Here is a 26,761-nt window from a genome sequence, read left to right as displayed (position 1 = left end):
AAGCTGTTCGGGCACCCTTCCGCCCGTCACACCCCGGCCGGGCAGACATCCCCGACGCACCAGGAGTACTCCGTGTTCGTGAAAAGCACCCTCGCCACCGTCGCCATCCTCGCTTCCCTTGCCGGGACAGCCGTAGCCCCCGCCCAGGCGCAGACTCAAGCCCCGGCTGAGGCACCCAGGCCGGCTCCCGTCGTCGTCGGCCAGCCGCTTGCCGGGACACACGCCCACAATGATTACGAGCATGACCAGCCCCTGTTCGACGCCCTGGAGCACGGCTTCACCAGCGTCGAGGCGGACGTGTGGCTTGTGGACGGCGAACTGCGGGTGGCCCACGACCTCGCCGACGCCAAGCAGGGCGTCACGCTCGAGAGCCTCTACCTCGACCCGCTCCAGGACCTGGTCCGCAGCCAGCCCGGCCACAGCGTCTACCCCCAGTGGGACGGCAGCCTCCAACTCCTGATCGACATCAAGAGCGAAGGCGAGGCCACCTACGCCGCCGTCGAACAGGAACTGTCCGAGCACCGCGGCATCATGAGCCGCTACACCAACGGCAACGTCAAGACCGGCCCGGTGACCGCCGTCATCAGCGGCAACCGCCCACTGGCCACCATGCAGGCACAGACCCAGCGCTTCAGCTTCTACGACGGCCGCTCTACGGACCTCGCCTCAGGTCTCCCCGCCGCCCTGATGCCCCTGGTCAGCGACAACTGGACCAAGCTCTTCACCTGGCAGGGCGTGGGCCCCATGCCCGAATCCGAGCGGACCAAGCTGCGCGCCTTCGTTGCCACGGCCCACGCCAACGGCTACCGCGTCCGCTTCTGGGCCACCCCGGACCACCCCGGCGCCGCCCGCGACGCCGTCTGGACCGAACTGGCCGACGCCGGCGTGGACCACATCAACACCGACGACCTCGCCGGCCTCCAGCAGTTCCTCACCGCCCGCGGCGCCTAGGCATTTAGCAGAAACAGGAGCAATCACATGCCCACAAAGACTTTGAAAATAACGACGGCGGCACTCACCCTGGCGCTTGGCCTCCTTGCGTCCCAGCCCGCATTCGCCGGAACACAGGCTGCGGACAGCAGCAGCGACAACAACCAGGCCTTCACCTTCGCCGCGATCGGCGACATCCCCTACGGCGCAACCGAGATCGCCAAGTTCCCGTCCCGCATCCAGGACCTCAACGCCGACAAGGACCTGAAGTTTGTAGCACACGTGGGCGACATCAAGAACGGCTCCTCCGTCTGCTCCGACGGGTACTTCTCCTACATCCGCTCCCAGTTCGACACCTTCACCCACCCGCTGGTCTACACGCCTGGCGACAACGAATGGGTGGACTGCCACCGCGCCAACAACGGCGCCTACAACCCGCTGGAACGTCTGGACAAACTGCGGGAGGTCTTCTTCAACCAGCCCGGCAAGACACTCGGCGCCACCATGCCGGTGAAGTCCCAGGCGAACCTGGGCCTGCCCGAGGACGTCCGCTTCACCAAGAACCGGGTGGCCTTCTCCGTCCTGAGCGTCCAGGGCAGCAACAACTCCCTCCTGCCGTGGACGGGCCTGGGCAAGACAGAACCCACCCCGGAGCAGCTGGCGGAGGTGGAGCACCGGACGGACGCCGTCATCACCCAGATCCACCAGACCTTCGCCGACGCCAGGCGCAGCAATGAGCGCGCGGTGGTGCTCATGCAGCAGGCCGACATGTTCGACCCTTCCCTCCTGGCCGACGCCACCGCCAATCCCGAAACCGTCTCCGGCTTCCGCGGGATCGTGCAGGCGATCGTCGAGGAAACCAACCACTTCGACGCACCGGTCTACCTCATCAACGGTGACAGCCACGTCTTCGCGGAGAACCAGCCCCTCGCCGCGGGATCGCCGTGGCTGGGCATCTACGGCTCGGCCCCAGCGGACAACCTGCGGCGCATCACCGTGGACGGCGCCAACAACGCCGTGGACTATGTGCGCTTCACTGTGGCCGGCAACAGCGCCACGGGTGAGGACGTCCTGAGTTGGGAAAAGGTCGCCTTCAGCGGGTAGGCACCAACCGGAAGCGGACGACGTCGGGCGCCCACCCGCCGTCGTCCGCTTGGGAATTCCAAGGCTCTGGACACAGATAGCTGCCGGACTTATCGTGCTGGGGTGGCGGCTGCCTGACTGGCAGGAAGGCCAGTGCTGCCGGTCTGTCGCTGCGGCCGTCCGTCATAAGGAGGAAGCAGATGGAACACTTCGAAGAGGTTGAAGAGACCGTTGAAGTCGCCGTCCCGGTGGGTACCGCTTACAACCAGTGGACCCAGTTCGAATCCTTTCCGCGGTTCATGTCCGGAGTGGAATCGATAACCCAGCTGACGGACACCACCAACCACTGGGTTACCAAGGTGGGTGGCGTCAGGCGGGAGTTCGACACTGAAATTGTCGACCAGGAGCCCGATGACCGGATCGCCTGGCGCAGCGTCGACGGCAAGTCGCATGCCGGTATCGTCAGGTTCACGCCGCTGGACGCTACTCACACCAAGGTCAAAGTCCATTTCGAATGGGCCCCGGAAACCGTCACCGAAAAGGCAGGCGCGGCGCTGAAGATCGACAAGATGCAGGTCAAGGCGGACATGCGCAAGTTCAAGGACTTCGTTGAATCGCGCGGCACCGAAACCGGAGGCTGGCGTGGCGAAGTCAAGGACAGCGGCCCCACCGGCCAGTTGTAGACCTGGCAAACAGAAACGTACGACGGCGGGTGCCCACCCGGCGTCGTACGTTTCCTTGTTTTTGTGGTTGTGGTGCGGGTCAGGGCGAGAGTTCCTCGAGGACCTGGCCCTTGGTTTCGATGGCAAAGAAGATGGTGACCAGTCCACCGATGAGCGCGACTGCGGCGAAGACCGTGAAGACGTAGCTGACCCCGTAGTTGTCCACGATCCAGCCGACCAGGATGGGCCCGATCGCGGAGCCTGCCCGAAGCCAGGCACTTCCGAATCCGGTGCCGATGGCGCGGAGACGCGTCGGGTAGAGCTCGGCCGAGTAGAGGTAGAGGGAAAACGAGATGGTCTGGAGGATGGCGTAGGCGATGCTGGCGAACACCACAACCTGCGTGGCGGAGACGGCGCCGAGGGCGGTGAGGACTACCAGCGGGACCGTAGCGGCGAGGAATGCCCATGAGTACCAGCGCTTGCGGCCCACGCGGTCGATGAGGAGCGCGCACAGGATGGACGCCACGACGCCGACTGCCGATGTCACCCAGCCGTAGGCAAGGCTGGCCTGAAGCGGGAGGTTGAAGGTCTGCTTATAGAGCGTTGGGAGCCAGGTGATAAGGCCGTTGTTGACCATGTAGACGCAGATCCAAAGCATCCAGATCATGAGCGTGCGTTTGCGGTAGATGCCTGAGAAGAGTTCGCGCCAGTCGGTCCGGGCGGTCGCTTTCGGGTCCACGGGGCGCACAACGGGCTCGGAAAGGGCGTGGCCTGCTTTTCGGGCTTCATTTTCCAGCATGGTGACAACCATGTCTGCCTTGTTGACGTGTCCCCGGGAGGCGAGCCAGCGGGGGGATTCGGGCATCAGCCAGCGCATGGGAATGGTGAGCAGGGCGGGGACGATGCCGACGATAAACATCGCCTTCCAGCCCACCACCGGGACAAGGAAGTACCCGGCGATGCCGGCGAACATGAGGCCCACGGGGAAGATGACCTCGTAGAGGAGGAAGAACCTGCCGCGCTTTTTCGCTCCAACGAATTCGTTGATGTAGGCGCTGGCCACCGGGACCTCACCACCGGTTCCAATGCCCTGGATGAAGCGGAAGACGATCATCGACGCGGCGCCCCACGCGAACAGGCAGGCGACGTCCATGGAGACGAAGAGCAGGATGGTGATGAGCAGGACGGGAAGCCTGCCGATCCTTTCGGCCAGCTGGCCAAAGAAGAGTGAGCCGAAGATCTGGCCGACGTATCCGGCTGACAGGATCATCCCGATCTCCCCGGCCGTCAGGTGCCATTCCGTGGACAGCTGCGGCATGGCGAAGGCGATGGCCAGGACGGTGTAGGCGTCGAAGAACGTGGCGGACCCGATGATCACGCGGATCAGGGTCAGACGCCGGGTGAGCGGAAGCCTTTCGAGACGGGCTACGAGCTCTGCATTTATCCGGGCGGCGTTGGGGCCGCCAGCCATGGTGGTGGTGTTGTTCGGCTCGCGCATTGCGAGTCCTCCTTCTCCAGCGCGGTGCTGGGGTCCTCATTGACCAAGAGTGGAGATGGCAAAAGCCTAGGGGAGGATGGCGGGAGTTGTCCCCGCCATCCTCAGGATCCGTGGATCAGACAGTGGCGGTGACCTTGCCGATGTTTGCGGCGGCGAAGGCTTCCGCAATTTCGGTCTCGGCGCCTTCCGGCAGGGGCAGGAGCGGGGTGCGCACTGTTGCGTGCTCGAGGATACCGCGGTTCACCAGGCCCCACTTCAAGGCGACGGTGCCCTCCATGTGGGAGCCGCGGTGGTAAACGTTCTTGGTCACTGGCAGCAGCCGCTCATGAATGGCGTGGGCACGCTTGTAGTCCTGCGCCTTGCCGGCCTCGATCAGTTCGACGAGCAGTTCGGGGGCGATGTTGCCGTAGCCGACGAGCAGACCGTCGACATCGAACATTGTCGGGAGCAGGTACTCGTCATGGCAGGACAGCACCTGCAGCTCGGGGTACGCGGCGCGCAGTGCGGGAATCTCGGTGTACCACCGGCGCATGTTGCGGACACCGTTCTTCGTGGCAAAGACGCCCTCCTGGCCGGCGATCTCCAGCTGGGTGTCGAGGTCGTAGGTCGCCTTGGTGTTGTCGGGGTACTGGAAGAGGATCAGCGGCAGGCCGGACTCTTCGTAGATCTCCTGGTAGCGCGACTGCGGGGCACCCTTCTGGTATCCGAAGCGCAGCCACCCGTGCGAGGGGTAGACGAGACCAGCTGACGCGCCGGCCTCGACGGCCTTCCTGGCCTCGAGGGCCGCGGTCTTGTTGCCCTCCTTCGTGATGCCCGCCACGACCGGAATGCGGCCGTCGGTGGACGCCACGAACGCGCGGATGACGTCCAGCTGCTCCTCTTCGGTAAGGAACGTGCCTTCGCCGGCGTGGCCCAAGACGACGAGACTCTTCACGCCCTCAATCGATCCGAGCCACGAACCCAGACGCTGGATCGCAGCGAAGTCGACAGCGCCATCTTCGGTGAACGGGGTGACAGGTGCGGGGCTGAGTCCGCGGAGATCGAGTGTCATTACAGCTACCTTCTTCTCTTCTTTGATAGTTGGCAGTTCCGCTAGTATGGGAACGTTTGCAGGAACGTTTTCAAGTTTGCACGTGTCGCAGCTCACTGTCAAGGGAACGTTTGCAAGTTGGAGGAATAGAGTGTCTGTTACACCCTTGCTGAAGAGGAGAACCGCGATGGAACGGGCCTTACCGGCTGAGATCGTTACCCTGAAGGACGTCGCAGCTGCCAGTGGCGTCAGCATCTCCACGGCCAGCCGGGCCCTGGATGAACGCACCCCGTCCCGTTCAGCGGCCGCAATACACGTCCGGAAAATCGCTGAGGAGCTCGGCTATCGGCGGAACTCCTTCGCCTCAAGTCTTCGCCGCGGCGAGACCCGGACGTTGGGTGTCTTGGTCCCCCGCCTGAGCGACACCGTCATGGCCCTGATGTTCGAAGAACTCGAAAAGGCCGCCTCTTCCCGCGGCTACTTCGCCATGGTCGCTACCAGTGGGGATGACCCTGAGGATGAACGACGCGCAGCCGAAACACTCCTGGACAGAAACGTCGACGGGTTGATTCTCGCCACGGCACGCCTCGATGACGAACTCCCCCGGCGGCTGCGTGAGCGCCGGGTAGCCCATGCGCTGGTGCTGCGCACCGACGGTATCAGCCCCTCCGCGCTCGGAGACGACGAGATTGGTGGCTACCTCGCCGTACGCCACCTCATCGACCTCGGTCACCGTGACATTGCTGTTGTTACCGGTCCCGCCTTCACATCAACCGGAACCGCACGCCTGGCAGGAGCCCGGAAAGCACTGAGCGAAGCAGGGATACAGCCGCGCGAAGAATGGCTGATCGCGGCCGGATACGGCATCGAGAACGGATATTCGGCAGGTGAAACCCTGCTTGGACACACTGCGGGAAACCGACCCACAGCCATATTCGCAGCCAATGACAACATTGCCATGGGGGTCATTGCCGCTGCGCACCATCACCGGATCGAGATAGGGAAAGACCTGGCCCTCGTGGGCTATAACGACATCCCCCTGGCTGCCAGGCTCTCCACGCCCCTGACGTCCGTGCGGGTACCCCTGGACCAGATCGCCGCCACCGCGATCGACCTCATTATGAATCCCGGAAAGGAACCGCGCATACGGAAATCCCTTCCAACGCTCATTCCCCGCGAATCCAGCGGCGCCCCCAAACACTTTCCGCGGTAAGGGGGCGTCTACGCCTGGAGCCTCAGCTCCATGAACACGCTGTTGGGGTCCAGGACGTAGTCGGCGAAGGGCGGGCACTCGGTGAAACCGTGCCGGGCGTAGAGACGCCGTGCGGGCGCGAAGTAATCCTCTGTTCCGGTCTCCAGGAAGACGTGCCCAAGGTTCCGGGCACGGGCGTCCTCAAGGATATGCCGAATCATGAGGGTGGCCACACCCCGTCCCCGCGCCGTTGCCGTGGTGCGCATCGACTTGATCTCGCCGTGCCTTGCGGTGCCGGCGGGGGAGGGCAAAAGTTTGAGGGCGCCGCACCCCAGCAGCGCGCCGTCCTCGCGTGCGGTCCAGAACGAGATGGACGGCGCGGACAGCGCGGAATGGTCCAGGGCGTGGACGCTTTCGGCGGGCGAGGTGGCGAACATGTCCGCCAGGTGCTCGCTCAGGAGCAGACGGACGTCATCACGCGCGGGGCTGTCCCGCTCAATCAAAATCATCGCTACAAATTTACCCGTTGCGCCCGGCCCCGCAGGTGTGCCAAGATTCCCATGATCGTGACCAGGCCGCAGGAGGTGAGACCCATGAATGCTGTATCCGCAATGGGTGCTCCCCGCAGTCCACGATCGAGCGGCTGAACTAGTCGCCACCGGGAGCGCCGAATCAGGCAATTCGCAAAGGGCGACTCCCATGAACTCAACACCTTCTTTAACCCCGCACGGCACCTCCGCGGTGTCTTCCGGGCGCGCACTGGTCCTTGGCGGCGGCGGCTCAACAGGAAATGCATGGCTGATCGGCGTCCTCGCCGGGCTGGCCGATGCCGGTTTGGACGTGGCCGGCGCCGAGCTGGTCATCGGCACCTCCGCCGGGTCAACAGCTGCAGCCCAGATCGCCGGCGCCCCTCCCGCCGAACTCTATGCGGCCGTCCTTGACGCTGCGCCGCAGCAACGAACGGCTCCGGCCGGAGCAGCTGCTGGGGTGAGTCCCGCCAGGCCGGTGTCCGACCACCTCGAGCGGACTGACCGGATCATCGCCTCAGCTGCAGATCCAGCCGACATGCGCCGCAGGATGGGCGCGCTGGCGCTGGACCTCGCTTCCGCGCATGACGCCACCGGGCGGTGGCGCGAAACCGTCGCCAGCCGGCTGCCAATCCGGGAGTGGCCGCAGCACAGGCTGCTCATTACGGCGGTCGATGCCCGCACCGGCGAACCGGCCGTCTTCGACCGCAACAGCGGCGTGGACCTGGTGGACGCCGTCGCCGCCAGCTGTGCCAGCGGGTTCGCCTACGGGATCGGGGACAGGCGCTATATCGACGGCGGCTACCGGCGCAACGAGAACGCCGACCTTGCCGCGGGGCACGGGCGCGTCCTGGTGCTTTCGCCCTTTGGCGGCAGGACCCGGATGCCGCTCGAATGGGGCATGCAGCTCACCGCGCAGATGGCGGAGCTGACTGCAGGTGGGAGCAGGGTGGAAACGGTCTTCCCGGACAGCGGTTCCGAGCACATGTTTGGCGCCAACGCCATGGATCTGTCACTTCGTCCGGCCGCGGCCCGGGCTGGGTTCAGCCACGGTGAAAAGCTGGCCCCGCAGCTCACTGAATTCTGGCGTTGAGTGGGTGGTTTTCCTGCGGCAATTTCGGAAATTTCGGCGCCATGCCCAAATCAGCAGAATCATCAATTTAATGTTTTTGTACTCCGCTCCGAAAATGACCAGACCCCGCCGCAGGGCAGGTGGAGGCGGCTGCGTGGGGCGATTTTGGGAGGGCTGGATAAATAAATAAAACGGCGTAGGGTGGCGGGTATCGCAAGCAAGGAAAGGCGTGATTCCGATGTCCGGAAAATCTCCCAGGGGCTCCGCTGCCAAAAAGGTCGGCAAGTCGATTCTTGAAAAACGGGCCGACAAAAAAGCGAAACATGAAAGCGGCATACTCAACATCGTGAAGCCGCGCAAGAACCAGCGCTGACAGGCGCGCGGGCGGCCGGAACTCCTAGCCCGGCCGCCCGCTGCTGACGGCCGGGATCAAAGCAGGAAGGGCGACGGCGGGTGCCCACCCGCCGTCGTCCTTCCTGCCTGACTGCCAGTCCTCCGATGGTGACGCCGCCCCAGAAGGTGTTTTTGCCGCTCTCCCGCAGGTAGCCGGCGTTGACAGTGTCGCGCGGGAAGTAGTGGTGCCGGCGGCGGGCTTGTTTCCGGTGACGGCGCTATCGCGGGCTTTTGTCGATGACGCAGAACCGGTTCCCGTCCGGATCCTCCAGGACCACGAAGTCCGGGTCATCCGGGTACAGGTCCCAGTCCACCCGCTGGGCGCCCAGCGAGACCAACCGGTCAACCTCCGCAGCCTGGTCATCCGCGTAGAGGTCCAGGTGGATCCGCGGGTGGTCCTGGACGGGCGTTTCGCTGAGCTGGAGGGACAGTTCCGCGCCAGGGCCCGACGCCGGCACGAGGGTCACCCACGTGTCGTCGCCAGGTTCCCGCGGGACGTAGCCGATGGCGGCGTTCCAGAAGTTGGTGGCGGCGGCAACGTCGTTGACGCCGAGGACGATGGTTCCGATGGTCAACATCCGCCCAGCCTAAACCCGGTCCTTGGGGACCGGCCAGGTTCCTGCGCATGGGGGAGCGCCGGTGTCTGCGAAAGCTGCGCGCCCACGGTAATAGGCACGAAAGAGTAAATTCTGAAGATATGACAGAGATCCGCTGGCTGGAAGCATTTGTTGCGGTTGCCGAAGAACTGCATTTCGGCCGTGCCGCACAGCGCCTGCACACTTCGCAGTCGCCGCTGAGCCAGACCATCCGGAAGCTGGAGGCGGACCTGGGGACGCGTCTCTTTGAACGCAACACCAGAAGCGTAGCCCTCACACCGGCAGGGTATGCCCTGCTGCCGCGGGCGTACCGTGTGCTCCATGAGATGCGCCTTGCCCGGGAGGCGGCCCAGACCGAGGAGGCGGGCGTCCGTGGCAACATCAGGATTGGATTCTCAGGTGCTGTAAACCATCTCACTCTTCCGCCGCTCACCCGCGCCGTCCGGCGTCGCTATCCCGACATCAAGATGGACCTCACCAGCCGGGTCCGAACGGCTGATGGACTGGCCAGCGTCGCGAAGGGCGCTCTCGACCTTGCTTTCGTTGGCCTTCCAGAATCCCCGCCAGCGTCGGTGATGACCAGGCTGGTTGCCAGTGAGGAAGTCGGCGCAGTACTTCCTTTGGACCATCCGCTGGCCCAGGAACAGTCCATCCCATTGAAGTCACTGGCAACCGACGACTTCATTTCCCCGCCGCTGGATGGCTCATCGTCAATGACCGACGTGATGCTCGCGGCCTGCCAGGCGGCGGGATTCCGTCCCCGCATCGTCCAGGAGTTGTCAGACCCCTACATGGTGTTGACCTTCGTCGCCGCCGGTGTGGGGGTCACCCTGATGAGCAGCGGGATAGCGGGCATCATTCCCTCCGGAGCCACATACGTGGCCCTGGATGACCCGCCGCATTTCATGAACCATGCCATCGCGTGGTCGGCGGAGAACGATTCAGCCGTCCTGGCCGCTGTGCTCGGAGTTGTCGAGGAGATCTTTCCGGAGATTCCCCGCTGACGGCACCTAACTTCACTTAGTGGAATAGCAGCATAGTGATAGATCATTTTAGTCGTGGACTAGCTAAGTGATGACAGCCACACTGGATGGAGCAGCCGCATCAAGCGGCGAACCACAAGAAAGGGAACTCCATGTCAGTGTCGACATCGGCTCCAGCACGCCCCAAAAACAACGCGAAAATCGCGGCCGTATCCGGCTTCGTGGGCAGCGCACTTGAGTACTACGACTTTTTCATCTTCGGCTCCGCGGCAGCGCTGATCTTCGGCAAGCTGTTCTTCGCGCCCGGTCCCTCCGCCATGCTGCTGTCCTTTGCAACGGTGGGCGTCGCCTACATCGCCCGCCCGCTCGGAGCAGTGGTTTGCGGGCACCTCGGCGACAGGTTCGGCCGCAAGCGGGTCCTGCTCCTGACCCTGCTGCTAATGGGTACCTCGACCTTCCTCATCGGCTGCCTGCCTACCTATAGCCAAATCGGGATGGCAGCGCCCATCCTCATCGTGGTTCTTCGCCTTGTGCAGGGACTTTCGGCGGGCGGCGAATCACCCGGATCAAGCTCGCTGACCCTTGAGCACGCCCCTGACGGGAAGCGCGCCTTCTACACCAGCTGGACGATGAGCGGCATCATGTTCGGCATCGTGCTTTCCACCCTCGTCTTTATTCCGGTGGCATCCATGCCCGAAGACCAGCTGTTCTCCTGGGGCTGGCGCATCCCCTTCCTCGCCAGCGCAGTAGTCACAGTCATCGCCTTTATCCTCCGCCGCCTCCTCGAAGAGCCTGCCGTCTTCGAGGAAGTCAAAGAGCACGACGCAGTGGTCAAGGTACCGCTTGTTACGCTGTTCCGGCATCACTGGGCAACCGTCATCCGCGTCACGGCAATGTCGCTGTTCACCATCATCAACACCATCATCAACGTCTTCGCCCTCTCCTACGCCACCTCGGTGGTCGGCGTGGAAAAGGGACTCATGCTGACGGTGATCGCCGTCGCGAACCTTGCCGCCGTCGCCATGGGTCCGCTGGCAGGCATGCTGTCGGACCGGATCGGCCGCAAACCCGTCTTCGTCTCCGGGCTGCTGCTGCAGATCGGCATGATCTACGTGTTCTTCATGGCCCTCTCCGCCGCGAACGTCCCGCTGATCTTCCTCACCGGCATCCTGCTGATCGGTGTCGCCTACACGTCCACCAACTCCATCTACCCCGCCTACTTCCCGGAGCAGTTCCCGGTCAGGGTCCGGTACTCGGGCATGGCCATCAGCCTCATGTTCGGACTGCTCCTGGCCGGATTCGCCCCGGTCATTTCCGAGCTGCTGATCGGTGGGGACAAAGCCAACTGGGTGCCGGTCGCAACCTTCGCCGCGGTGGCCTGTGCCATCTCCGCGGTCGCTGCGCTGATGGCACCCGAGACCTTCAAGACTCCAACTGCCCAGCTGGGACTGAAGAAGTCTGACCTGGCGCGCCACCCGGCGTCGTCCGCCATTCCTGCGGCAGCCACCGCCAAGGTGCAGGCATGAGCCAGCTCGCGCTGCCTGGCCTGTGGTCATTCCAACCACGTGAAGCCGATACCGGCCACCGGTTTGTCGTCGGACTGCTCGGATCGGGGATCGGCGGCTCACTGACCCCGGCCCTACATGAAGCGGAAGCCGATAGCCTGGGCCTTTCCTACACGTACCGAGTCATCGATCTGGACGTCATCGGAGAACCCGCAGAGCGGTCCGCGGCACTGGTGCGGCGCGCAGCAGACCTCGGATTCGACGGCCTGAACATCACCCATCCGAGCAAACAACTGGTGCAGGACGGCCTCGACGAACTCTCACCCGAAGCCCGGATCCTCGGTGCCGTCAACACCGTCACTTTCCACAACGGAAGGGCGGTGGGCCACAACACGGACCACGTTGGCTTCATCGGCGGTCTCCGGGCCGGCCTTCCGACCGCAACGACCGGCTCGGTGGTTCAGATCGGTGCCGGGGGAGCCGGTGCGGCAGTGGCCTTCGGGCTGCTCAGCGCCGGAACCAGGAACCTGGTCATTGCTGATATTGAACCGGCAAGGGCCGAAGATCTCGCCGCCAGGCTCGCCCGGCACTTCCCGGGCAGCCAGCTGTCAGTGAGCGGGACGGATGCCATCGCCGGAAGCCTCCGGGAGGCCGACGGGCTGGTGAACTCCACGCCCATCGGCATGACAGGCCACCCCGGTACACCGGTGGATCCGGACCTCATCCACCCCGGCCTGTGGGTGGCGGACGTGGTCTACCGGCCGCTCGAAACCCAATTGATCAGGGCAGCGCGTGGCAAGGGCTGCGCTGTACTTGACGGCGGCCGCATGGTGGTTGGCCAGGCAGCCGCCGCCTTCGAACTCTTCACCGGGATTCCCGCAGACGCTGACCGCATGCTTGCCAACTTCCGACGGGCGGTTAGCCGATGACACGCCAGGCACCGGCCACCATCACCGGGTCCCGCTGCCTGGTGGTCGGGGCAGCCAGCGGCATCGGGCGTGCGACGGCGTCATGCCTTCGGGCGTCCGGGGCGGCGGTGGTCGGCGCCGACCTGCCCTCGGCAACCTGGCCCGGAGAAGCCGGGACCTCGTCACTGGCCATGGACGTCACCAACCCGAAGTCCGTTGCTGCGGCCGTGTCCGCCGCAACGGAGGACATGGGAGGGCTCGACGCGGTGGTGAACTGCGCCGGCATCCTGGGTCCCGTGTCCCCTGCGGCGGACATGTCCGTGGAAGACTTCGAACGCATCATCAGGATCAACCTGACCGGGGCGTTCATCGTCTCCCGGGCCGTCCTGCCGCGAATGGCAGAAGCAGGCTACGGCCGGCTGCTCCACATTTCCTCGACAGCCGGCAAGGAAGGCGTGGCCAACATGGCCGCCTACTCTGCCAGCAAAGCCGGGATCCTGGGCCTGGTCAAGTCCCTCGCCAAGGAGTTTGCGCTGTCAGGGGTCACCGTCAACGCCCTCGCCCCGGGCAATGTTGTAACCCCGCTCTTCGCCGAAGTTCCGCAGGAACAACAGGCAGCCCAGGCCGCCAAAATCCCGATGGGCAGGTTCGGCACGCCCGCCGAGGCGGCCTCGCTCATCCAATTCATCATTTCGCCGGCGGCCTCCTACACCACTGGCTTCGTTTTCGACCTGTCCGGCGGCCGCGCCGCCTACTAGGCCGGAACCAGCCGGCCGCCCGGACCCACACACTTTCCCACCGCACCAGAAAGACGGCACCAGTCGATGAACACCGCACCACCTCCCACCGCCCGCCCTCTCCGGATTGGAATCGCAGGATGCGGCGCAATCTCCCGCAACCACCTGGAGGCCTTCCGCGCCCTTGACCACGTCACCATCGCCGGGGTCTGCGACATCGACCTGGACCGTGCGCGTGGCACTGCCGGGGCGTGGGGGATCCCGGCGGCAGTGAACACCGTCCGGGAGCTCCTGGACCTGGGCCTGGATATCATCTCCGTCTGCACGCCGCACCCCACCCATGAGGATGTGGTGTTGCAGGCCGCTGCGGCAGGGGTCCATGTTCTTTGCGAAAAGCCCATCGCCATTGAGCTGGCATCGGCTGAGCGGATGGTGAAGGCCTGCGGGGATGCCGGTGTGAAGTTGGGCGTCCTCTTCCAACGCCGGTTCTGGCCTGCCGCGCAGCGCATCCGTGCAGCGATTGACGACGGCACGCTGGGCCGGCCCATCATGGGCCAATGCTCGGTGATGTTGTACCGCGAACCGGAGTACTACTCCCGGGATGCCTGGCGCGGAACGTGGGCCAACGACGGCGGCGGCGTCCTGATGACCCAGGCCATCCATTACATCGACCTGCTGCAGTGGTTCATGGGAGATGTGGCAGAGGTCTACGGGAAGATCACCACCTACAAGCACGGCGGGCACATCGAAGTGGAGGACTCAGCGACGGCCGTCATTACCTTCACCTCCGGTGCCATGGCCACCCTTGAAGCGTCGACGGCGGTGTCCCCGAGCCTTGGCGTGCAGGTCAGGATCACGGGGGAGGCCGGTGCCTCCGCGTCCCTCACCGAATTCCCGGAAGGCAGCGACGGGCGGGTGGACCTGTGGGCAGTATCCGGGACGGTCAGCACCGAGCCTGCCTACCCGGAAGGAATGCAGGGGAACGTTCCCCTGGAAAGGATCAATGGCCAACTCATCCCCCACCACACCTCCCAGGTCAAGGATTTTGTCCAGGCCGTCCGTGAAGGAGGCGAACCGGCCATCACAGGCCGGGACGCCACGAAGGCCCTGCGGATCCTGCTGGCGGTTTACGAATCGTCCCGTACCGGCAAACCCGTCCACTTCACCCAACTGCCGTCAGATACCCTGCCCCGTGTTCGGGTTGCAGGCTAAGGAACGTCATGGAATCCAACACACGCCACGCCGCCCGTCCGCTCACCCTGGGCCGCAACGGCCGCACCCCAAAAACTCTCCGTAACCGCCTCGCCTCCGCTCCCATGGAACGCAATTACGGAACCGCCGACGGCCGGATCACCGAGCAGTACATCGACTATCTGGTGACCCGCGCCAAGGCCGGGCTGGGGATGGTCACCACCGAGGCCACGTATGTCCGCGCCGACGGCAAGGGCCGCACCCACCAGCTGGGCCTGCACAGTGATGCCATGATCCCGGGTTTGCGCAGACTCACGGACGCCCTGCACGCGGAAGGCGCGCTGGCCGCCGTCGAACTCAACCATGGTGGGCGCACCGCCCAGGCCGCCGTGTCCGGTCTCCGGAACGTGGCGCCCTCACCGGTGGCGTGCGAGGTGGCCGGCGGCGAGGTTCCGCGTGAACTCACCGTGGAAGAGTGCCACGAACTGGCGGAAGCCTACGCCCACGCCGCCCGCCGGGCGGTCCAAGCAGGGTTCGACGTCATCAACATCCACGGCGCCCACGGCTACCTGATCCATCAGTTCATGTCGCCCATTTCCAACCACCGCACGGATGAATTCGCCGCCCCGGAACGTTTCATGAACCTGGTCATCGATGCAGTGCGGGCGGCTGTCCCGGACACCATTGTGGGCATGAGGGTGTCAGTTGTTGAAGGTCCAGCGGACGGCATCACCGCCGAGCAGCAGGTGGCCATCATCGCCAGGGCCCACCTGGAGCACCTGGACTTCCTGGACCTCTCCGCCGGCAGCTACGAAGCCGGCGAATGGATTGTGCAATCCGGCGAATGGAAACCTGGAATCCTCGCTGACTACGCCAAGGCGTACCGACAGTTCGGCCTGCCCCTTGGGATGGCGGGGCGCCTGAACTCCCCGGCCATCATCGAAGAAGTACTCCGGGAGGAAACCTGCGATTTCGTCAGCCTTGCCCGCGCCATCCACGCCGACCCGGCTTTCGTCGGCGGCGTCCTCCAGGGCGGCCGCTACCGTCCCTGCATCGCCTGCAACGTCTGCATCGACAACCTGGGGCTCGGCCAGGTGACCTGCACCGTTAACCCGGCCGTGGGACGTTCCCGCGTTCCCGTTCCCACACCTGCCGTTCGCGAAGGATCCCGCGTTGTCGTGGTGGGTGCCGGCCCTGCGGGCCTTACGGCAGCCCGGGAACTTGCTGAAGCGGGAGCGCAGGTGACCGTCCTCGACGACGGCGCCCGCGCGGGCGGTCAGTTCGCCCTCGCCGAGCGGATGAAGTCCACGCCGGACTTCCACCGTTTTGCCGAATGGTCCGCGGAGGAGAATACACGGCTGGGCATCGATGTCCGGCTGGGGGTCCACGTGAATACCGGCCGCCTGGACGACCTTGTCCGCGGCATGGAAGCAGACGCCGTCGTGCTGGCAACGGGGGGTCTCCGACCCGCGGCAGGATTCACCGGGGCAGACTCCGCCAACGTTCTGGATGTCCGCGAGTGGCTCGCCAAGCACCCGGAGGTTCTCGGCGCCGGTCCGTCAGACAGTGAAGTCCCTGATGCCGTGACCATCTGGGGAGCGGACTCCGTCGCCATGAGCGTCGCTGACACTTTGGCCCACAGGGGGACGGCTGTCCTGCTGGTGGGCCCGCAGGAGGCCATCGCGCCGGAATCCGGGCGGAGGGCCAAGATCCTGGCCGTGCCCCGGCTTGAGGCCAACCCACGGGTACGGATCCGGCTTGGCTCGACGATTGAAGAGTACGACGGCGGCCGGGTCCTGATCAGCGGTCCGGGCCTGGCTCCCGAGGGGGAGTGGCTGGACGCGCCGGGACCGCTCCTGGTTTCGCGCTCCGTGGTTCCGCTTGACGGGTCCGTCCCGGCGCGGATCCGGGACGGAGAGCTGGGCCGCCAGGCCACCGTGCCGGTGACGCTGGCCGGGACCGTGGCGGACCAGGCCCCGGCCATTGCCTCCAACGCCGTCAAGAGCGGCTATGACGCAGCGCAGAGGATCGCCGGGCTGCTGGCGTCCAGCGCCGCCGCAAACACCGAATTGAGCCTGAACGGAGCATCGTCATGACCGGAAATGCGCACAGGCCCATCGGCCTGGCCCAGCTGTCCCTGCTGAACACGGCCCCGCCTGAACTTGTTGGCGTGGCAGCCCGGGCGGGCTTTGATTTCGTCGGCGTCCGGGTCCGGCCCGTAACGCCGTCCGAACGGCGTTACGAGCTGCAGCCCGGTTCACCGATGCTGCGCGAAACGCTGGCCCGGATCCAGGACACGGGCGTCGGCGTACGGGACATCGAATTCCTGCTTCTTGACGGAAGCGACCAGCGCGACGCGTGGCTGCGGATGATGGAAGCCGGCCAGGCACTCGGTGCCAGTTCCCTGACGGTGGCCGGCGGCGATCCGGACAGCACCCGCCTGACGGACACACTGGCGCGGATGACCGAGGACGGTCGAAGTTTCGGCATCACACCCACCCTGGAGGCGATCTCCTACCAGCCGGTCGCCTCCATCGCCCATGCAGCGGGCATCGCACGACAGGCGGGCTGCGGGATCGTGGTGGATACCCTCCATTTCAACCGCTGCAGCGGTCCGGGCGCGGCCGCCCAGTGGAAGGAGCTGCGCGCCAACGCGGACCTCGTGCCGCTCCTGCAGTTGTGCGACGGGCCGGCAGCACGGCCGGTCAGCCGTGAGGCGCTGGTCGTAGAGTCGCGGTCTGAGCGCGGGATTCCCGGCGAGGGCGGGTTCGGCCTTGCGGAGGCGGTTGCCGCGGTGCCGCCCGGACTTCCGGTCAGTGCGGAGGTGCCCTCGGACCGGCGCGTGGCGGAATTCGGCGAGCTCGGCTGGGCACGCCGGCTCAAGGCAGGCGTTGACACTGTGCTGGCGCAGGCCGGCAGCAGGCAGCCGAACAGCTCTGTCCGCGCGGTGGCCGCGACATGAGCGCCACCACAAGCGAGATCACGACGGCGGAGCTTACGCCGGGTGTGCGCATTCCGCTCGTCGGCCTGGGAACATGGCCCTTGACTGGTGAGGGCGCCGCAGCGGCGGTGCAGCAGGCCATCGGCAACGGCTACCGGCATATCGATACGGCCGAGAACTACGGCAACGAAGAAGCGGTGGGGGAGGGGATCCGCCGCAGCGGTATCGGGCGCGGAGACCTTTTCCTCACCAGCAAATTCAACAGCCGGTGGCACAGCCGCAGCGGAGTGCGTGATGCCTTCGGCGAGGCTGTAAAGCGGCTCCGCGTCGACTACCTGGACTTGTTCCTGGTTCACTGGCCCAACCCAACCCAGGGGAGGTTCGTCGAAGCCTGCGAAGGACTGCAGGAACTTGTCAATGACGGCTCCATCAGGGCCTGGGGCGTCTCCAACTTCAAGCCGGCGCATCTACGGCTCGTTCAGGACGCAGGCCTTGCCGTCCCGCTGAACCAGGTCCAGGTGGACCCCGAGCACGGCCAGCCGGCGCAACTGGCCTGGCACCGTCGGCACGGGATAGTCACTGCCGCCTACAGCCCGTTGGGCCGCAACGGTAAGTTCCTCGGCCATCCTGCGGTGACCGGACCGGCGCGGCAGCTCGGCAAAACCCCCGCCCAAATTGTCCTGCGCTGGCATGTCCAGCACGGCCGGGTGGCGGTGCCGAAGTCCGCGGACGGCCAACGCCAGCGCGAGAACCTGGACGTTTTCGGCTTTGCCCTGGCACCGGAACAGCTTGAGGCCATCGACGCCCTGGAGACCGGCGCGCCGCCGCGCCTGGACTCCGATACCTTCTTCCATTAAGAAAGCACCGAAATGACTGCATCATCAACAACACCTTCATCTGCCCTGCCGACGATAGACTGCGACGTCCTGGTAGTCGGCTCCGGGGCCGGCGGCCTGTCCGCCGCCGTCACGGCTGCCTACCACGGCTTAAAGGTCATTGTGGTGGAAAAAGCCGAGGTCTGCGGCGGGGCCACATCATGGTCCGGGGGGTGGGCCTGGACGCCCGGAAATCCATTGGCCAAGGCCGACGGCGTCGCCGAGGACCGGGAACTGTTCCGTACATACCTGCGCCACTGTCTCGGCCGGAACTATCAGGAGGAGCGGGTAGAGGCCTTTCTGGAAGCGGCCCCGCACATGGTTGGCTTCTTCCAGAACAAGACAAGCCTCCAGTTCGTGCCGGGAACCAAGATCAAGGACATCTACGGCAACACCCCGGGCGCGGGCGCCGGCCACCGCTCAGTGGGGCCCAAGCCAATGAACGCCCGCCGGATCAAGCCAGAGCTGCGCGCCAAGATGCGCCACCAGCTCTACGAAACCTCGTTCCTTGGAATGGGGATCATGGCGGGTCCTGACCTGACCAAATTCCTCTCCGCCTCCCGTGGCAACATCAGGGGCATCGTCCATGCAGGTTGGCGGGTGGGCTTCCACCTCCTGGACCTCCTCACACACCGCCGGAACATGCAGCTTGTCAACGGCACGGCCCTCACCGGGCGCCTGCTGAAGTCGGCAGATGACCTGGGGGTGGAAATCCGCGTCTCCACCCCAGCCAAGCACCTGCTTACCGACGGTTCCGGCACGGTGACGGGCGCCGTCGTAAGTTCCCCGCAAGGTGAGCTGCAGATCGATGCCTCCCGCGGCGTCGTCCTGGCCGCAGGCGGCTTCCCCAATGACATCTCCCGGCGCAAGGCGCTGTTCCCCGGGAACCCCACGGGCCGGGAGCATTGGACACTGGCACCGAAGGAAACCACCGGGGACGGCATCACCATGGCCCAGGCCATTGGGGCACGCTTCGAGACCGATGTCGCGTCGCCCGCTGCATGGTGCCCGGTGTCGCTGGTCCCGTACCGGAACGGACGGACCGGTACGTTTCCGCACATCATGGACCGTGCCAAGCCGGGCAGCATCGGAGTCCGCCGGGATGGCAAGCGGTTCGTCAACGAGGCAAACGGCTACTACGACTACGTTGAAGGCCTGCTCAATGCGACCCCCGAGGGTGAGCCCGTAGAGGCGTGGCAAATCGCCGATGCCGCGTTCGTGCGGAAGTTCCCCCTGGGCATGGCGAAACCCCTGCCGGTGCCTCTCTTCCCGTACATACGGTCCGGCTACCTCAAGAAGGGCAACACCCTTGAGGAACTGGCGGCAGCATGCGGGATTGATCCACAGGGGCTCACGGCCACAGTGGCAGCCTTCAACGCCAATGCCCGCCTGGGCATTGACCCCGACTTCAACCGCGGTGAGACCGAGTTCAACAGGTACGGCGGCGACCCCGGGAACACCCCCAACCCTTCACTGCGTCCCCTGGAGAAGGGCCCCTTCTACGCAGTGAAAATTGTCCCCGGATCCTTCGGTACCTTTGCCGGACTCGCAGCCGATCATCACGCACGGGTCCTGGATACGCAGGGCCAGCCCATCAGCGGCCTTTACGTTGCGGGCAACGACCAGGCCTCGGTCATGGGTGGGCACTACCCGGCTGGCGGAATCAACCTGGGCCCCGCGCTGACCTTTGGGTACATTGCGGGGCGCCGCCTCGCGGACGCTACGGAGTATGAAGACGACAACACCCTCGAACCGGGAGTACAGGGGAGCCAAGTTCATCCAGGCTGAGAGACGTGCAAGCTGCGAGAGCCCGGCTCCCCTGCCGGAACCGGGCTTTCCCGTCCCGGGACTAAACGGCAGGCACCACGCTGCAATCCGCCCTTGAACCAGCGAGCTGCGGCGCCCACCCGTCACTTCCCTGCAGGTAGGTCCTGGTCGTGTACTTGGCCGCCTCAGCCGCGGGCAACTGCGGACGGTCGGGGGTAACCTGCGCGCCGGGGCCGTGGTTGTTGTACTCATGGAACCGCGCCTCGCGCCAGGAGAAGCCGCTCATGTCCGTCCACGGCGTGCCGGAGATGTGGGCGCCAAGCCAGGAGTCCCGCACCAGGACCTGGGCAACGGCTTTCGGGTCGCCGCTGGGATGCCACGGCCTGCCGAGATGGACGGTGTCCCTCGCCGCGTCCGACACCAGCCGGCACTGGTCGAAGAGGTAACCGTGCGGGATGGACAGGTCCTGGCTGCCCGCCGTCACGTAACCGTTGTTGGTGGTGGAACCCCGATCCAGGGATTTGATTTCGCAGCCTCTGAAGACGGCCGTTCCGCGGCCGAAGATGAAGTCCACGTCGCCTTCCACATAGCAGCCGTCAAAGTAGAAACGGGCCTGGACGCCTGCAGCCGGTGAGTTGACCAGCAGGGTGTCCTGGTTGCCCAACAGCCTGATGTTGGACAGCACCGACCGGTCCGCCGTGATGTGCAGCGCCACGGCCTGGCGGTCCTTCATCCCCGTGTTGGCTGCCTCGTCGAAATCGTTGCTGATGGTCAGGTTCCGGGCCACAAAGTCCGGCCCGTCGATCCGGACGGACGCGCTGCCGGAGGTGCCAAAGTTCCCGCTGCCACCCGGCTTGGGGGTGCCGGACGCGTTGTTGAAGACCAGCACCACATCCTCGGGACGTCCGCCCTGGCCGATGAAGGAGATCCGCGGCTTGTCGGCCGGAACCCGCACGGCTTCGCGGTAGGTGCCGGGCTGGATCCTGATGACGGCCCGCTGGAGGCTCCCCGCAGGCGCGGAATCCACGGCGGCCTGTACGGTAGCGAACGTCCTGCCGGGTCCGACGTCGAGCGTCATCGGGACGTCGATGGGCCGCTCGGCCGGCCAGTACATGTCGAGCAGGGGTTCCGTGACGGCATCGATGTTCTGGAAATAGCCCGGCGGGACGATCTCCTTGGACTGCAGTTCACGTGCCACGAGGCGGGCCACCGCCACCGCGCCGGCGGCTTGGAAATGCGTGTTGTCCTCCGAACCCTGAGGGTACTGCGGGTGCTCGCCGGGAGCCAGGAAAAGGAACTGCGACTTGGTTCCTTCCGGCCCCAGCTGCTGCCAGAGCTGCTTCGAGGACGCGGTGAGGTCCACCAAAGGAGTGCCGGACGCGGCGGCAAGCTCCCGGACAGCCTGCGGATACGCGCCGTGGGAGTCCTTCGCATTGCCGAACGAGTCGAAGCGGCGGCGTTCCACCGGGGTGACCAGCACAGGTTTTCCCCCGCGTGCCCTGGCCCCGTCGATGTACCTGCCCAGGTACTCCTTGAACGTGGTGTCCGGGAGCGTTCCGCGCGCTGGGTCCGCCACCTTTTCGTCATTGTGGCCGAAAGAGACCAGCAGGTAATCGCCCGCCTGCATCAAGGTCAGCACCTGGTCCAGCAGCCCGGTGTCGGCAAAGCTCTTCGAGGAGGCGCCGGACCATGCGTAATCAAAGACGGTTGCCTGCGACCCCAACAGGAGTGGCAGGGCCTGGCCCCAACCGGCGCGGGGGCGCTCGGACTGCTGGTAGGCCGACGACGTCGAGTCCCCGACCACGAAGATGACCGGCCTGTTGCGGGGTTTCGTGGGGTCGGGGCCAGCTTGGGCGAAGGCCGCCGCCATGCCCGTGCCAGGGAAGGCTGCGGCGCCGGCGGTGAGTGCCAGCGCTGTCAGGACGCTGCGGCGGCTGGGCAGGATGGCAGCCATCAGAGGTCGCCTCCGGCCGTGAAGACCGGGCCCGTGGAGTCCTTGAGCAGTGCCGGCACGGCCTGGGCCGGGTGGACCTGGGTGCGCAGGGCAGGTATCCAGGACGTGTCCTCGGCCAGCTGGTCTGCGGGCGCCGCGGCGGCGTTGTACTCGGCGCGAATGTCGGTGATCTTGCCATTGACTGCATTGGCGGTGGTGGTAATGGCCGTTCCCTTGTAGCGGCCGATGATCTCCGCCGCATCAACGCCGGCTGGAAGCGTGAAGGCGTTCGCCTCCGCGTAGAGGTGTGAGCTGAACCCGGCACCCAGGCTGTATTCGTAGGGGATGGCGCTGTCTTCGGTCACCTTGTAGTGGTTGTTGTACACGTCCACGTGGCCGAACCGGACGCGTGGCGCGCGCTGGCCCACATTTTCAAAGACGTTGTGGTGGATGGTGACCCGCAGTTTGCCGGGGTCCCCGCGCGTGGGCGAATCGGTGGAGCCGATCAGCAGCAGCTTGTCGTGGTCGGAGAACCGGTTGTAGGACATGGTTACCAGGTCCGATCCGTTGGTGACATCGACGGCGCCATCATGCACCTGGTAGGGGCGGCCGAAGTAGAGCGGCTGGGAGCTGTCGAGATTGGGGGCGTCCGTGAAAGCAGAGTGGTCGATCCAGACGTGCGTGGCCTTGTTGATGACTTGCAGCAGGTCGTATTCGCTGTTCCAGTTCCCCTCAGTGCCATCTGTGGGATCCCACGCGGGAAAGCAGTCGGCAGCGTCCCGCAGGGTGAGGTTACGGACGATGACATTGCTGGCTCCGTTGATGCGGAGGGCTGCGCCGGTGATGCTGCTGCCGGGAGTGGCACCGACGATGGTGGTGTTGCCTGGGATGTCCCACCGGATGGTCTTCGCCTGCTTTGCGGCGGCCAGGCGCCTCGCGTCCTCCTGCGGGCCCTCCGGCTTGCGGTCCCGGCCGTAGGTTGCCGGATCAAAATCCTCGAGGTACTGCGCCAGGCTGTAGTTCGTGCCGTCCGCGTAGCTTTCGCAGGTGAGTGGCGAACCATCCGCGGCAGTGTTGGCGTCGATGCTGCCGTGGACACGGACAATCTTGGGCTGGTTGCCGCCGGTGGCGAATGCAGCCAACAGTTCCGCCTTTGTGGAGACGTCGTAAACATTGGCGGCCTCTGCTGCCGAGCCGCCGGTGGTTCCAGTACCTTCGGATGCCCAGCCGTTTCCAGTGGGAAGAATCTGGCGCTCAAGCGGCGTCTGGGCGGTCTGGGCCGTGGGATCCGCCACTGGAACTGGGGAAGCTCCTGCCGGTCCGGCAACGAGGAGTGCTCCTGCAATGGCAATGGCTGCAGACATGGATAAGTGCGTACTGCTTTTTCGCATGTTCTCTCTTCCGTCATTGGAATGAACTGCGCCCAGGACCGGGGCCACTATGCCGCCGACATTTGTGAGCGCTGACAAGGACCATATCCAGAAAACGGTTTCTCGGCAATAGTTCTACTCCGGCTAGACTCGCCTGCATGGGGGAAAACAACATGCCTGACGAGCGCCAACCGTCCAAACGCGGCAAGCTTCCAGCCGCCGTCGTGCCAGTGCTCGGTGCTGCGGCGGTGCTGCTTGGCTGCCTGATCGCGTACCTGAACCGCAACTTCACCGGCTGGTTTGCCTATGCGCCGCTGAGCAAGACGCCCTTCAGCGCCAACGGCGCGGCCTTCGTCACCCAGGGGACCCAGATAGGCCTGGCCATCATGGCCGCCGGGCTGCTGGTGCTCGCATTCTGGGCTGGCTACCGGTTGGGACGGCGGGCGAACCCCGGACGCTAAGGCGCCGCCAGACCCGAGCCAGCGGAGCCGCCCAGCGGAACCCGCCTTGATACGTCGGAAAATTCCGACATATACTGTGGGTGTGCTTCCCGATGTCTTTGCCGCCGTAGCCAACCCGGCACGGCGCACCATCCTGGACGAGCTTCGGCAGGGACCGCGGACGGCCGGTGAGCTTACCGGCCTGCTGGACCTCAGCCGCCCCGCCGCGTCCGAACACCTGGCCGTGCTTCGCGAGGTGGGGCTGGTCCGCGAGGAGCGGCAGGGCCGGAACCGGGTGTACCACCTCCAGCCTGCCGCCCTCGCCGAGGTCGGCGGCTGGGTAAAGAACTTTGAGCACTACTGGAACCAGCGGCTGGACGCGCTGGCAGACCTTCTGGACGAGGAGAATCCGTCATGACCGAGAATGCCATCCGGCTGGAACGCCACTACCCGCACCCTGCCCCGGCGGTGTGGGCTGCACTGACCACACCGGAACTGCTGGCGCGCTGGTGGGCGCCCGGCGATATTGCGCCCGTGGCGGGACATCGTTTCACCATGGACATGGACGCCTGGGGCCGGCAGCAGTGCGAGGTCCTGGCCGTGGAGGAGGGCAGCTCCATCAGCTTCCTCTTCTCCGAAGGCCAGCTGGACACCACCATCACCTGGCGGCTCGAACCGGTCGACGGCGGTACCGTCCTCCACTTCGAACACGCGGGCTTCCAAGTCGATACCCCTATGGGCCGCCATGCCATAGAAGGCATGGGCAACGGCTGGCCGGGCCTGCTGGCCCGCATTGACGGGATCCTCGCCGAAGTCTCCTGACGCCTTGGGGGAGCGGACGACGGCGGGATGCGCCCGCCGTCGTCCGCTCCCTTCGGCGCCTTCCGCGGGTTTACCGCCCGAAAGAGAAGGGTAACGATGGAGTATGACTGATTCAGGAGCGGGCGGCGCCAACGACCCCTTTGACGGCAGCGACGGGATCGTGGCCGGAACCGAGCACCTTGAGACGCCTGAAAGCATCGCCGAGGATGTCCGCCACGACATCCAACTGGGCCACGTCCAGGACGATGTTACCCACGTCCTTGAGGAGCGGTTCGAGGAAGCAGGCATTGAGGCCCGCCCTGAGGAAGTGGATGACCTCGCCGAAGAAATCGAGCGGGACGCATCAAGCTGAACCCCTGGCGTCGACGCCAAGGAGCAGGTGCTTCACCGAGCAGGACGGGCCTGAAACGGCAGGTAACAACCTGGTCCAGTGCGCTGGCCGTGTTGGGCGCATGGCTCCAAGGAGTCATACCGGTGGTCCAGGTGGCCCGCCCCTCAACAGGGTGGTTGCGGCTTAGGGCCAATCGGCCCGGGTGAAGCGTATGGGGCTCCGCAGTGTGAGAAGGCAATCGGATGTCCACTCGGCGACCCTGCCTTGTGAGTCCTGTGCATTGGGCGCTGCGACCTGCTGCACGTCCTGGTTTGCAGCGTCTTGAGGACCATCGGCGATGCTTTTCATTTATCCCCCTTGGCAAGCGTGTGTGCCCACCCTAGGCACCCCGGAATGCCAAAGGAAGAGGGTTAATCCACCAGCGGGATAAACTGCGCAAATCTTGAGTATCAGCGCGATTGTTCCCGCATCCGGCACCGCAGCTCACATCCCGGCATGCGAGAAAACAGTGCTGAAGAAGGCGGCCAGCGCGTCTGCTTTGGCCTGCGTTGCGGACTGTGATGCCGTGTTGCTGTTTGCCTCCACCGACAGCGCCCCCTTGCGCGCGCCGGCCCGGATATGCCAGGCACCCGTCCCGTCGGAGAGCTGATAGGCCACGGCGTAACCCGAGTCGGCAGCCACCCCAAGGTTCAAGGGGGACACCGAGGTCCACGCCCGGCTGCCCCCACCGAACAGGCTTTCGTTAACGTTCGTGCAGCCCCGGAGGCGCTCCGCCCTGGAGTCAAACGGATAGGGTGGCCCCATGGTCGAGGGCATGCTGATGACGGTGAAGTCGGTGTAGTCGTTCTTGCTGGCCCCCGTAATCTGTCCCTGCCCGTAGACGGACCCAAGCAGCGAGGCGGTGTAGGTCTCGTCGCTGATGGTGCAAGGGGAATCAGGCAGCTGGGATGAGGCGCCAGGGGTGAAGCCGGGAGGCGGCCCAAGTACCGTGGCCTGCGGCAGGCTGACCGGTTCCCCGTTCGGGCCGGTGATGCCCTTGAACAGTGCCACCAGCCGGTCCGGGGTCAGGGAGTTTGGCGGCGGCGCTGCCACTGATGAACCGCCCTTCCCTGCCTGGTCAATAAGCTCCTTGGCAAGTCCTGCCATGGCCTCAAGGGCGGGCTTCGCATCAGACTCAGAGTTGAGACTGGCAACCCCAAGACTGAGGGTGATGGACAGGGTGCCATCCAGGACCCGAAGCCCCACGGTGCCTATATCCCCATGGCCCGTCGGCTTGGCGACCTGCATGAAGCCGTGCTGCTTTTCCCCGACTTGGGGAGCGGCAAGCAGTTGGAAGGCGGATGTGGAGGTCCGGCCGGCCTCGGTGTAGGCCAGGTCGAACTGGCGGCAGCGGGACACGAGATCATCCGCGTAGCCGAAATCAGCCTTTGCAATGGTGTCCTTGTCCGCGCTCCGCAGGATGATCATGATGGTGGTGGTGGGGCCGGACTCACCACCGGCCGGCGGCATGCCGCCTTCCGCAAAACCGATGTCCTTGTCAGCCCAGCGGGCGAAGGGATCCTGCGGGACGAAGGCGAGGCAATCCCCGGGTGTCGTTTCCATTTTCGTGGAGGGAAAGGACCCGCTGACGGCGCCGCTTCGAAGCGAAGCCGAATCATGGGCGGCGGGGAAGGGCAGGTTGCGGGTCTGGCCCACGCCGTTGATGATGGCCACAAGTTCAGCATCCGAGAAGGGCTTTGACAGGGATGCCGTTGCGCCGGGGCTGCTGGGCGCCAGGGGGGTTTGCGGGGCAGGCCCGGAGGTGTTGGAAGGGCTGCTGCCCTGGGTGGTGCTACCGGAGGAACAGCCGGCCACGGCGAGCAGGACGGCCGCCATGCAACTGAACCACCACCTGCCGTTCCTTCGTGGAGCAGCAACGCTGCGCTTCGCGGCTCCACGAACTGCCATGGCCGGCCTCCTTTGCCAGCACCCACGC

The 26,761-nt window shown here is 65.4% G+C and carries 26 protein-coding genes; 19 read left to right on the top strand and 7 right to left on the bottom strand.

What is annotated here, in order from left to right; translation table 11 throughout:
- The first annotated feature begins 72 nt into the window (after positions 1 to 72).
- The 3 genes from LDO14_RS17710 (at position 73) to LDO14_RS17700 (ending at position 2,696) form a co-directional block, all read left to right on the top strand.
- Positions 73 to 951, top strand: a complete 879-nt coding sequence (locus LDO14_RS17710; protein ID WP_223992745.1) for a phosphatidylinositol-specific phospholipase C/glycerophosphodiester phosphodiesterase family protein — start codon at positions 73 to 75, stop codon at positions 949 to 951.
- Positions 952 to 978: 27 nt separating this feature from the next.
- Positions 979 to 2,034 carry a hypothetical protein gene (locus LDO14_RS17705; protein WP_223992743.1) on the top strand — a complete coding sequence of 352 codons (1,056 nt, stop codon included), beginning with the start codon at positions 979 to 981 and terminating at the stop codon, positions 2,032 to 2,034.
- 179 nt (positions 2,035 to 2,213) lie between these two features.
- A complete protein-coding gene (locus LDO14_RS17700; protein ID WP_018770662.1) occupies positions 2,214 to 2,696 on the top strand; it encodes an SRPBCC family protein in 483 nt (160 codons plus the stop codon).
- Positions 2,697 to 2,775: 79 nt separating this feature from the next.
- Here the strand turns inward: LDO14_RS17700 and LDO14_RS17695 are convergent, their stop codons facing one another.
- Together LDO14_RS17695 and LDO14_RS17690 are read right to left on the bottom strand one after the other, a co-directional pair.
- The gene (locus tag LDO14_RS17695; protein WP_223992741.1) at positions 2,776 to 4,173 is read right to left on the bottom strand and encodes an MFS transporter; all 1,398 of its coding nucleotides are present in this window, start codon (positions 4,171 to 4,173) and stop codon (positions 2,776 to 2,778) included.
- 115 nt (positions 4,174 to 4,288) lie between these two features.
- Positions 4,289 to 5,224: a dihydrodipicolinate synthase family protein gene (locus LDO14_RS17690; RefSeq protein ID WP_026265982.1), complete on the bottom strand. Its 936-nt coding sequence runs from the start codon at positions 5,222 to 5,224 to the stop codon at positions 4,289 to 4,291.
- 166 nt (positions 5,225 to 5,390) lie between these two features.
- On the opposite strand from LDO14_RS17690, the gene LDO14_RS17685 reads away from it, so the two are divergent.
- A complete protein-coding gene (locus LDO14_RS17685; RefSeq protein WP_018770658.1) occupies positions 5,391 to 6,416 on the top strand; it encodes a LacI family DNA-binding transcriptional regulator in 1,026 nt (341 codons plus the stop codon).
- A gap of 8 nt (positions 6,417 to 6,424) precedes the next feature.
- Here LDO14_RS17685 and LDO14_RS17680 read toward each other — a convergent pair whose 3' ends face one another.
- Positions 6,425 to 6,904 carry a GNAT family N-acetyltransferase gene (locus LDO14_RS17680; RefSeq protein WP_134165497.1) on the bottom strand — a complete coding sequence of 160 codons (480 nt, stop codon included), beginning with the start codon at positions 6,902 to 6,904 and terminating at the stop codon, positions 6,425 to 6,427.
- A gap of 190 nt (positions 6,905 to 7,094) precedes the next feature.
- Between LDO14_RS17680 and LDO14_RS17675 the strand changes: the two genes are divergently transcribed.
- Entirely contained in the window at positions 7,095 to 8,015 is a 921-nt protein-coding gene (locus LDO14_RS17675) for a patatin-like phospholipase family protein (protein WP_223992738.1), read from the top strand.
- A gap of 208 nt (positions 8,016 to 8,223) precedes the next feature.
- Complete coding sequence (locus LDO14_RS17670; RefSeq protein ID WP_155845608.1) at positions 8,224 to 8,367, top strand: hypothetical protein; 144 nt, start codon at positions 8,224 to 8,226, stop codon at positions 8,365 to 8,367.
- Between the two features lie 238 nt (positions 8,368 to 8,605).
- Here the strand turns inward: LDO14_RS17670 and LDO14_RS17665 are convergent, their stop codons facing one another.
- Complete coding sequence (locus LDO14_RS17665) at positions 8,606 to 8,965, bottom strand: VOC family protein (protein WP_144600224.1); 360 nt, start codon at positions 8,963 to 8,965, stop codon at positions 8,606 to 8,608.
- A 119-nt stretch (positions 8,966 to 9,084) separates the two neighbouring features.
- On the opposite strand from LDO14_RS17665, the gene LDO14_RS17660 reads away from it, so the two are divergent.
- The 9 genes from LDO14_RS17660 to LDO14_RS17620 all read left to right on the top strand — a co-directional run bounded on the left by LDO14_RS17660 (position 9,085) and on the right by LDO14_RS17620 (position 19,911).
- Positions 9,085 to 9,987 carry a LysR family transcriptional regulator gene (locus tag LDO14_RS17660; protein ID WP_018770653.1) on the top strand — a complete coding sequence of 301 codons (903 nt, stop codon included), beginning with the start codon at positions 9,085 to 9,087 and terminating at the stop codon, positions 9,985 to 9,987.
- A gap of 131 nt (positions 9,988 to 10,118) precedes the next feature.
- On the top strand, positions 10,119 to 11,492 hold the full coding sequence (locus LDO14_RS17655) for an MFS transporter (protein WP_223992736.1): 1,374 nt from the start codon (positions 10,119 to 10,121) through the stop codon (positions 11,490 to 11,492).
- Complete coding sequence (locus LDO14_RS17650; protein ID WP_018770651.1) at positions 11,489 to 12,400, top strand: shikimate dehydrogenase; 912 nt, start codon at positions 11,489 to 11,491, stop codon at positions 12,398 to 12,400. The genes LDO14_RS17655 and LDO14_RS17650 overlap by 4 nt, the downstream gene beginning before the upstream one ends.
- On the top strand, positions 12,397 to 13,137 hold the full coding sequence (locus LDO14_RS17645) for an SDR family NAD(P)-dependent oxidoreductase (RefSeq protein ID WP_223992734.1): 741 nt from the start codon (positions 12,397 to 12,399) through the stop codon (positions 13,135 to 13,137). The genes LDO14_RS17650 and LDO14_RS17645 overlap by 4 nt, the downstream gene beginning before the upstream one ends.
- Before the next feature lie 66 nt (positions 13,138 to 13,203).
- Positions 13,204 to 14,328 carry a Gfo/Idh/MocA family oxidoreductase gene (locus LDO14_RS17640; RefSeq protein WP_223992733.1) on the top strand — a complete coding sequence of 375 codons (1,125 nt, stop codon included), beginning with the start codon at positions 13,204 to 13,206 and terminating at the stop codon, positions 14,326 to 14,328.
- Positions 14,329 to 14,336: 8 nt separating this feature from the next.
- Positions 14,337 to 16,403, top strand: a complete 2,067-nt coding sequence (locus tag LDO14_RS17635; protein ID WP_223992732.1) for an FAD-dependent oxidoreductase — start codon at positions 14,337 to 14,339, stop codon at positions 16,401 to 16,403.
- Positions 16,400 to 17,269: a TIM barrel protein gene (locus LDO14_RS17630; RefSeq protein ID WP_134165491.1), complete on the top strand. Its 870-nt coding sequence runs from the start codon at positions 16,400 to 16,402 to the stop codon at positions 17,267 to 17,269. The genes LDO14_RS17635 and LDO14_RS17630 overlap by 4 nt, the downstream gene beginning before the upstream one ends.
- The gene (locus LDO14_RS17625; protein ID WP_018770646.1) at positions 17,266 to 18,105 is read left to right on the top strand and encodes an aldo/keto reductase; all 840 of its coding nucleotides are present in this window, start codon (positions 17,266 to 17,268) and stop codon (positions 18,103 to 18,105) included. The genes LDO14_RS17630 and LDO14_RS17625 overlap by 4 nt, the downstream gene beginning before the upstream one ends.
- 12 nt (positions 18,106 to 18,117) lie before the next feature.
- Positions 18,118 to 19,911, top strand: coding sequence for an FAD-dependent oxidoreductase (locus LDO14_RS17620; RefSeq protein WP_223992731.1), 1,794 nt, complete (start codon positions 18,118 to 18,120; stop codon positions 19,909 to 19,911).
- Positions 19,912 to 19,972: 61 nt separating this feature from the next.
- Here the strand turns inward: LDO14_RS17620 and LDO14_RS17615 are convergent, their stop codons facing one another.
- The gene (locus tag LDO14_RS17615) at positions 19,973 to 21,844 is read right to left on the bottom strand and encodes a pectinesterase family protein (RefSeq protein ID WP_223992730.1); all 1,872 of its coding nucleotides are present in this window, start codon (positions 21,842 to 21,844) and stop codon (positions 19,973 to 19,975) included.
- A complete protein-coding gene (locus LDO14_RS17610; RefSeq protein WP_223992729.1) occupies positions 21,844 to 23,187 on the bottom strand; it encodes a polysaccharide lyase family 1 protein in 1,344 nt (447 codons plus the stop codon). The genes LDO14_RS17615 and LDO14_RS17610 overlap by 1 nt, the downstream gene beginning before the upstream one ends.
- Positions 23,188 to 23,351: 164 nt before the next feature.
- Here LDO14_RS17610 and LDO14_RS17605 point away from each other — a divergent pair, with 164 nt between their 5' ends.
- From LDO14_RS17605 to LDO14_RS17590, 4 genes are all read left to right on the top strand, one after another.
- Complete coding sequence (locus tag LDO14_RS17605; protein WP_134165488.1) at positions 23,352 to 23,654, top strand: hypothetical protein; 303 nt, start codon at positions 23,352 to 23,354, stop codon at positions 23,652 to 23,654.
- 82 nt (positions 23,655 to 23,736) lie between these two features.
- Positions 23,737 to 24,051, top strand: a complete 315-nt coding sequence (locus LDO14_RS17600) for a metalloregulator ArsR/SmtB family transcription factor (RefSeq protein ID WP_018770641.1) — start codon at positions 23,737 to 23,739, stop codon at positions 24,049 to 24,051.
- Positions 24,048 to 24,455 carry an SRPBCC domain-containing protein gene (locus LDO14_RS17595; protein WP_018770640.1) on the top strand — a complete coding sequence of 136 codons (408 nt, stop codon included), beginning with the start codon at positions 24,048 to 24,050 and terminating at the stop codon, positions 24,453 to 24,455. The genes LDO14_RS17600 and LDO14_RS17595 overlap by 4 nt, the downstream gene beginning before the upstream one ends.
- A 103-nt stretch (positions 24,456 to 24,558) precedes the next feature.
- Positions 24,559 to 24,807, top strand: a complete 249-nt coding sequence (locus tag LDO14_RS17590; RefSeq protein WP_018770639.1) for a hypothetical protein — start codon at positions 24,559 to 24,561, stop codon at positions 24,805 to 24,807.
- A 462-nt stretch (positions 24,808 to 25,269) separates the two neighbouring features.
- Here LDO14_RS17590 and LDO14_RS17585 read toward each other — a convergent pair whose 3' ends face one another.
- Entirely contained in the window at positions 25,270 to 26,733 is a 1,464-nt protein-coding gene (locus LDO14_RS17585; protein ID WP_223992728.1) for a hypothetical protein, read from the bottom strand.
- Positions 26,734 to 26,761 lie beyond the last annotated feature (28 nt).

It is taken from the genome of Arthrobacter sp. NicSoilB11, from assembly GCF_019977375.1.
Lineage (GTDB): Bacteria > Actinomycetota > Actinomycetes > Actinomycetales > Micrococcaceae > Arthrobacter.
This window is presented reverse-complemented; position numbering and strand designations above follow the sequence as displayed.

Bases quoted from the DNA above. Each gene is read 5' to 3' on its own strand.
- LDO14_RS17705 (WP_223992743.1), top strand. From the start codon at position 979: ATGCCCACAAAGACTTTGAAAATAACGACGGCGGCACTCACCCTGGCG.
- LDO14_RS17700 (WP_018770662.1), top strand. From the start codon at position 2,214: ATGGAACACTTCGAAGAGGTTGAAGAGACCGTTGAAGTCGCCGTCCCG.
- LDO14_RS17695 (WP_223992741.1), bottom strand. From the start codon at position 4,173: ATGCGCGAGCCGAACAACACCACCACCATGGCTGGCGGCCCCAACGCC.
- LDO14_RS17690 (WP_026265982.1), bottom strand. From the start codon at position 5,224: ATGACACTCGATCTCCGCGGACTCAGCCCCGCACCTGTCACCCCGTTC.
- LDO14_RS17685 (WP_018770658.1), top strand. From the start codon at position 5,391: ATGGAACGGGCCTTACCGGCTGAGATCGTTACCCTGAAGGACGTCGCA.
- LDO14_RS17680 (WP_134165497.1), bottom strand. From the start codon at position 6,904: ATGATTTTGATTGAGCGGGACAGCCCCGCGCGTGATGACGTCCGTCTG.
- LDO14_RS17675 (WP_223992738.1), top strand. From the start codon at position 7,095: ATGAACTCAACACCTTCTTTAACCCCGCACGGCACCTCCGCGGTGTCT.
- LDO14_RS17665 (WP_144600224.1), bottom strand. From the start codon at position 8,965: ATGTTGACCATCGGAACCATCGTCCTCGGCGTCAACGACGTTGCCGCC.
- LDO14_RS17660 (WP_018770653.1), top strand. From the start codon at position 9,085: ATGACAGAGATCCGCTGGCTGGAAGCATTTGTTGCGGTTGCCGAAGAA.
- LDO14_RS17655 (WP_223992736.1), top strand. From the start codon at position 10,119: ATGTCAGTGTCGACATCGGCTCCAGCACGCCCCAAAAACAACGCGAAA.
- LDO14_RS17650 (WP_018770651.1), top strand. From the start codon at position 11,489: ATGAGCCAGCTCGCGCTGCCTGGCCTGTGGTCATTCCAACCACGTGAA.
- LDO14_RS17645 (WP_223992734.1), top strand. From the start codon at position 12,397: ATGACACGCCAGGCACCGGCCACCATCACCGGGTCCCGCTGCCTGGTG.
- LDO14_RS17640 (WP_223992733.1), top strand. From the start codon at position 13,204: ATGAACACCGCACCACCTCCCACCGCCCGCCCTCTCCGGATTGGAATC.
- LDO14_RS17635 (WP_223992732.1), top strand. From the start codon at position 14,337: ATGGAATCCAACACACGCCACGCCGCCCGTCCGCTCACCCTGGGCCGC.
- LDO14_RS17630 (WP_134165491.1), top strand. From the start codon at position 16,400: ATGACCGGAAATGCGCACAGGCCCATCGGCCTGGCCCAGCTGTCCCTG.
- LDO14_RS17625 (WP_018770646.1), top strand. From the start codon at position 17,266: ATGAGCGCCACCACAAGCGAGATCACGACGGCGGAGCTTACGCCGGGT.
- LDO14_RS17620 (WP_223992731.1), top strand. From the start codon at position 18,118: ATGACTGCATCATCAACAACACCTTCATCTGCCCTGCCGACGATAGAC.
- LDO14_RS17615 (WP_223992730.1), bottom strand. From the start codon at position 21,844: ATGGCTGCCATCCTGCCCAGCCGCCGCAGCGTCCTGACAGCGCTGGCA.
- LDO14_RS17610 (WP_223992729.1), bottom strand. From the start codon at position 23,187: ATGTCTGCAGCCATTGCCATTGCAGGAGCACTCCTCGTTGCCGGACCG.
- LDO14_RS17605 (WP_134165488.1), top strand. From the start codon at position 23,352: ATGGGGGAAAACAACATGCCTGACGAGCGCCAACCGTCCAAACGCGGC.
- LDO14_RS17595 (WP_018770640.1), top strand. From the start codon at position 24,048: ATGACCGAGAATGCCATCCGGCTGGAACGCCACTACCCGCACCCTGCC.
- LDO14_RS17590 (WP_018770639.1), top strand. From the start codon at position 24,559: ATGACTGATTCAGGAGCGGGCGGCGCCAACGACCCCTTTGACGGCAGC.
- LDO14_RS17585 (WP_223992728.1), bottom strand. From the start codon at position 26,733: ATGGCAGTTCGTGGAGCCGCGAAGCGCAGCGTTGCTGCTCCACGAAGG.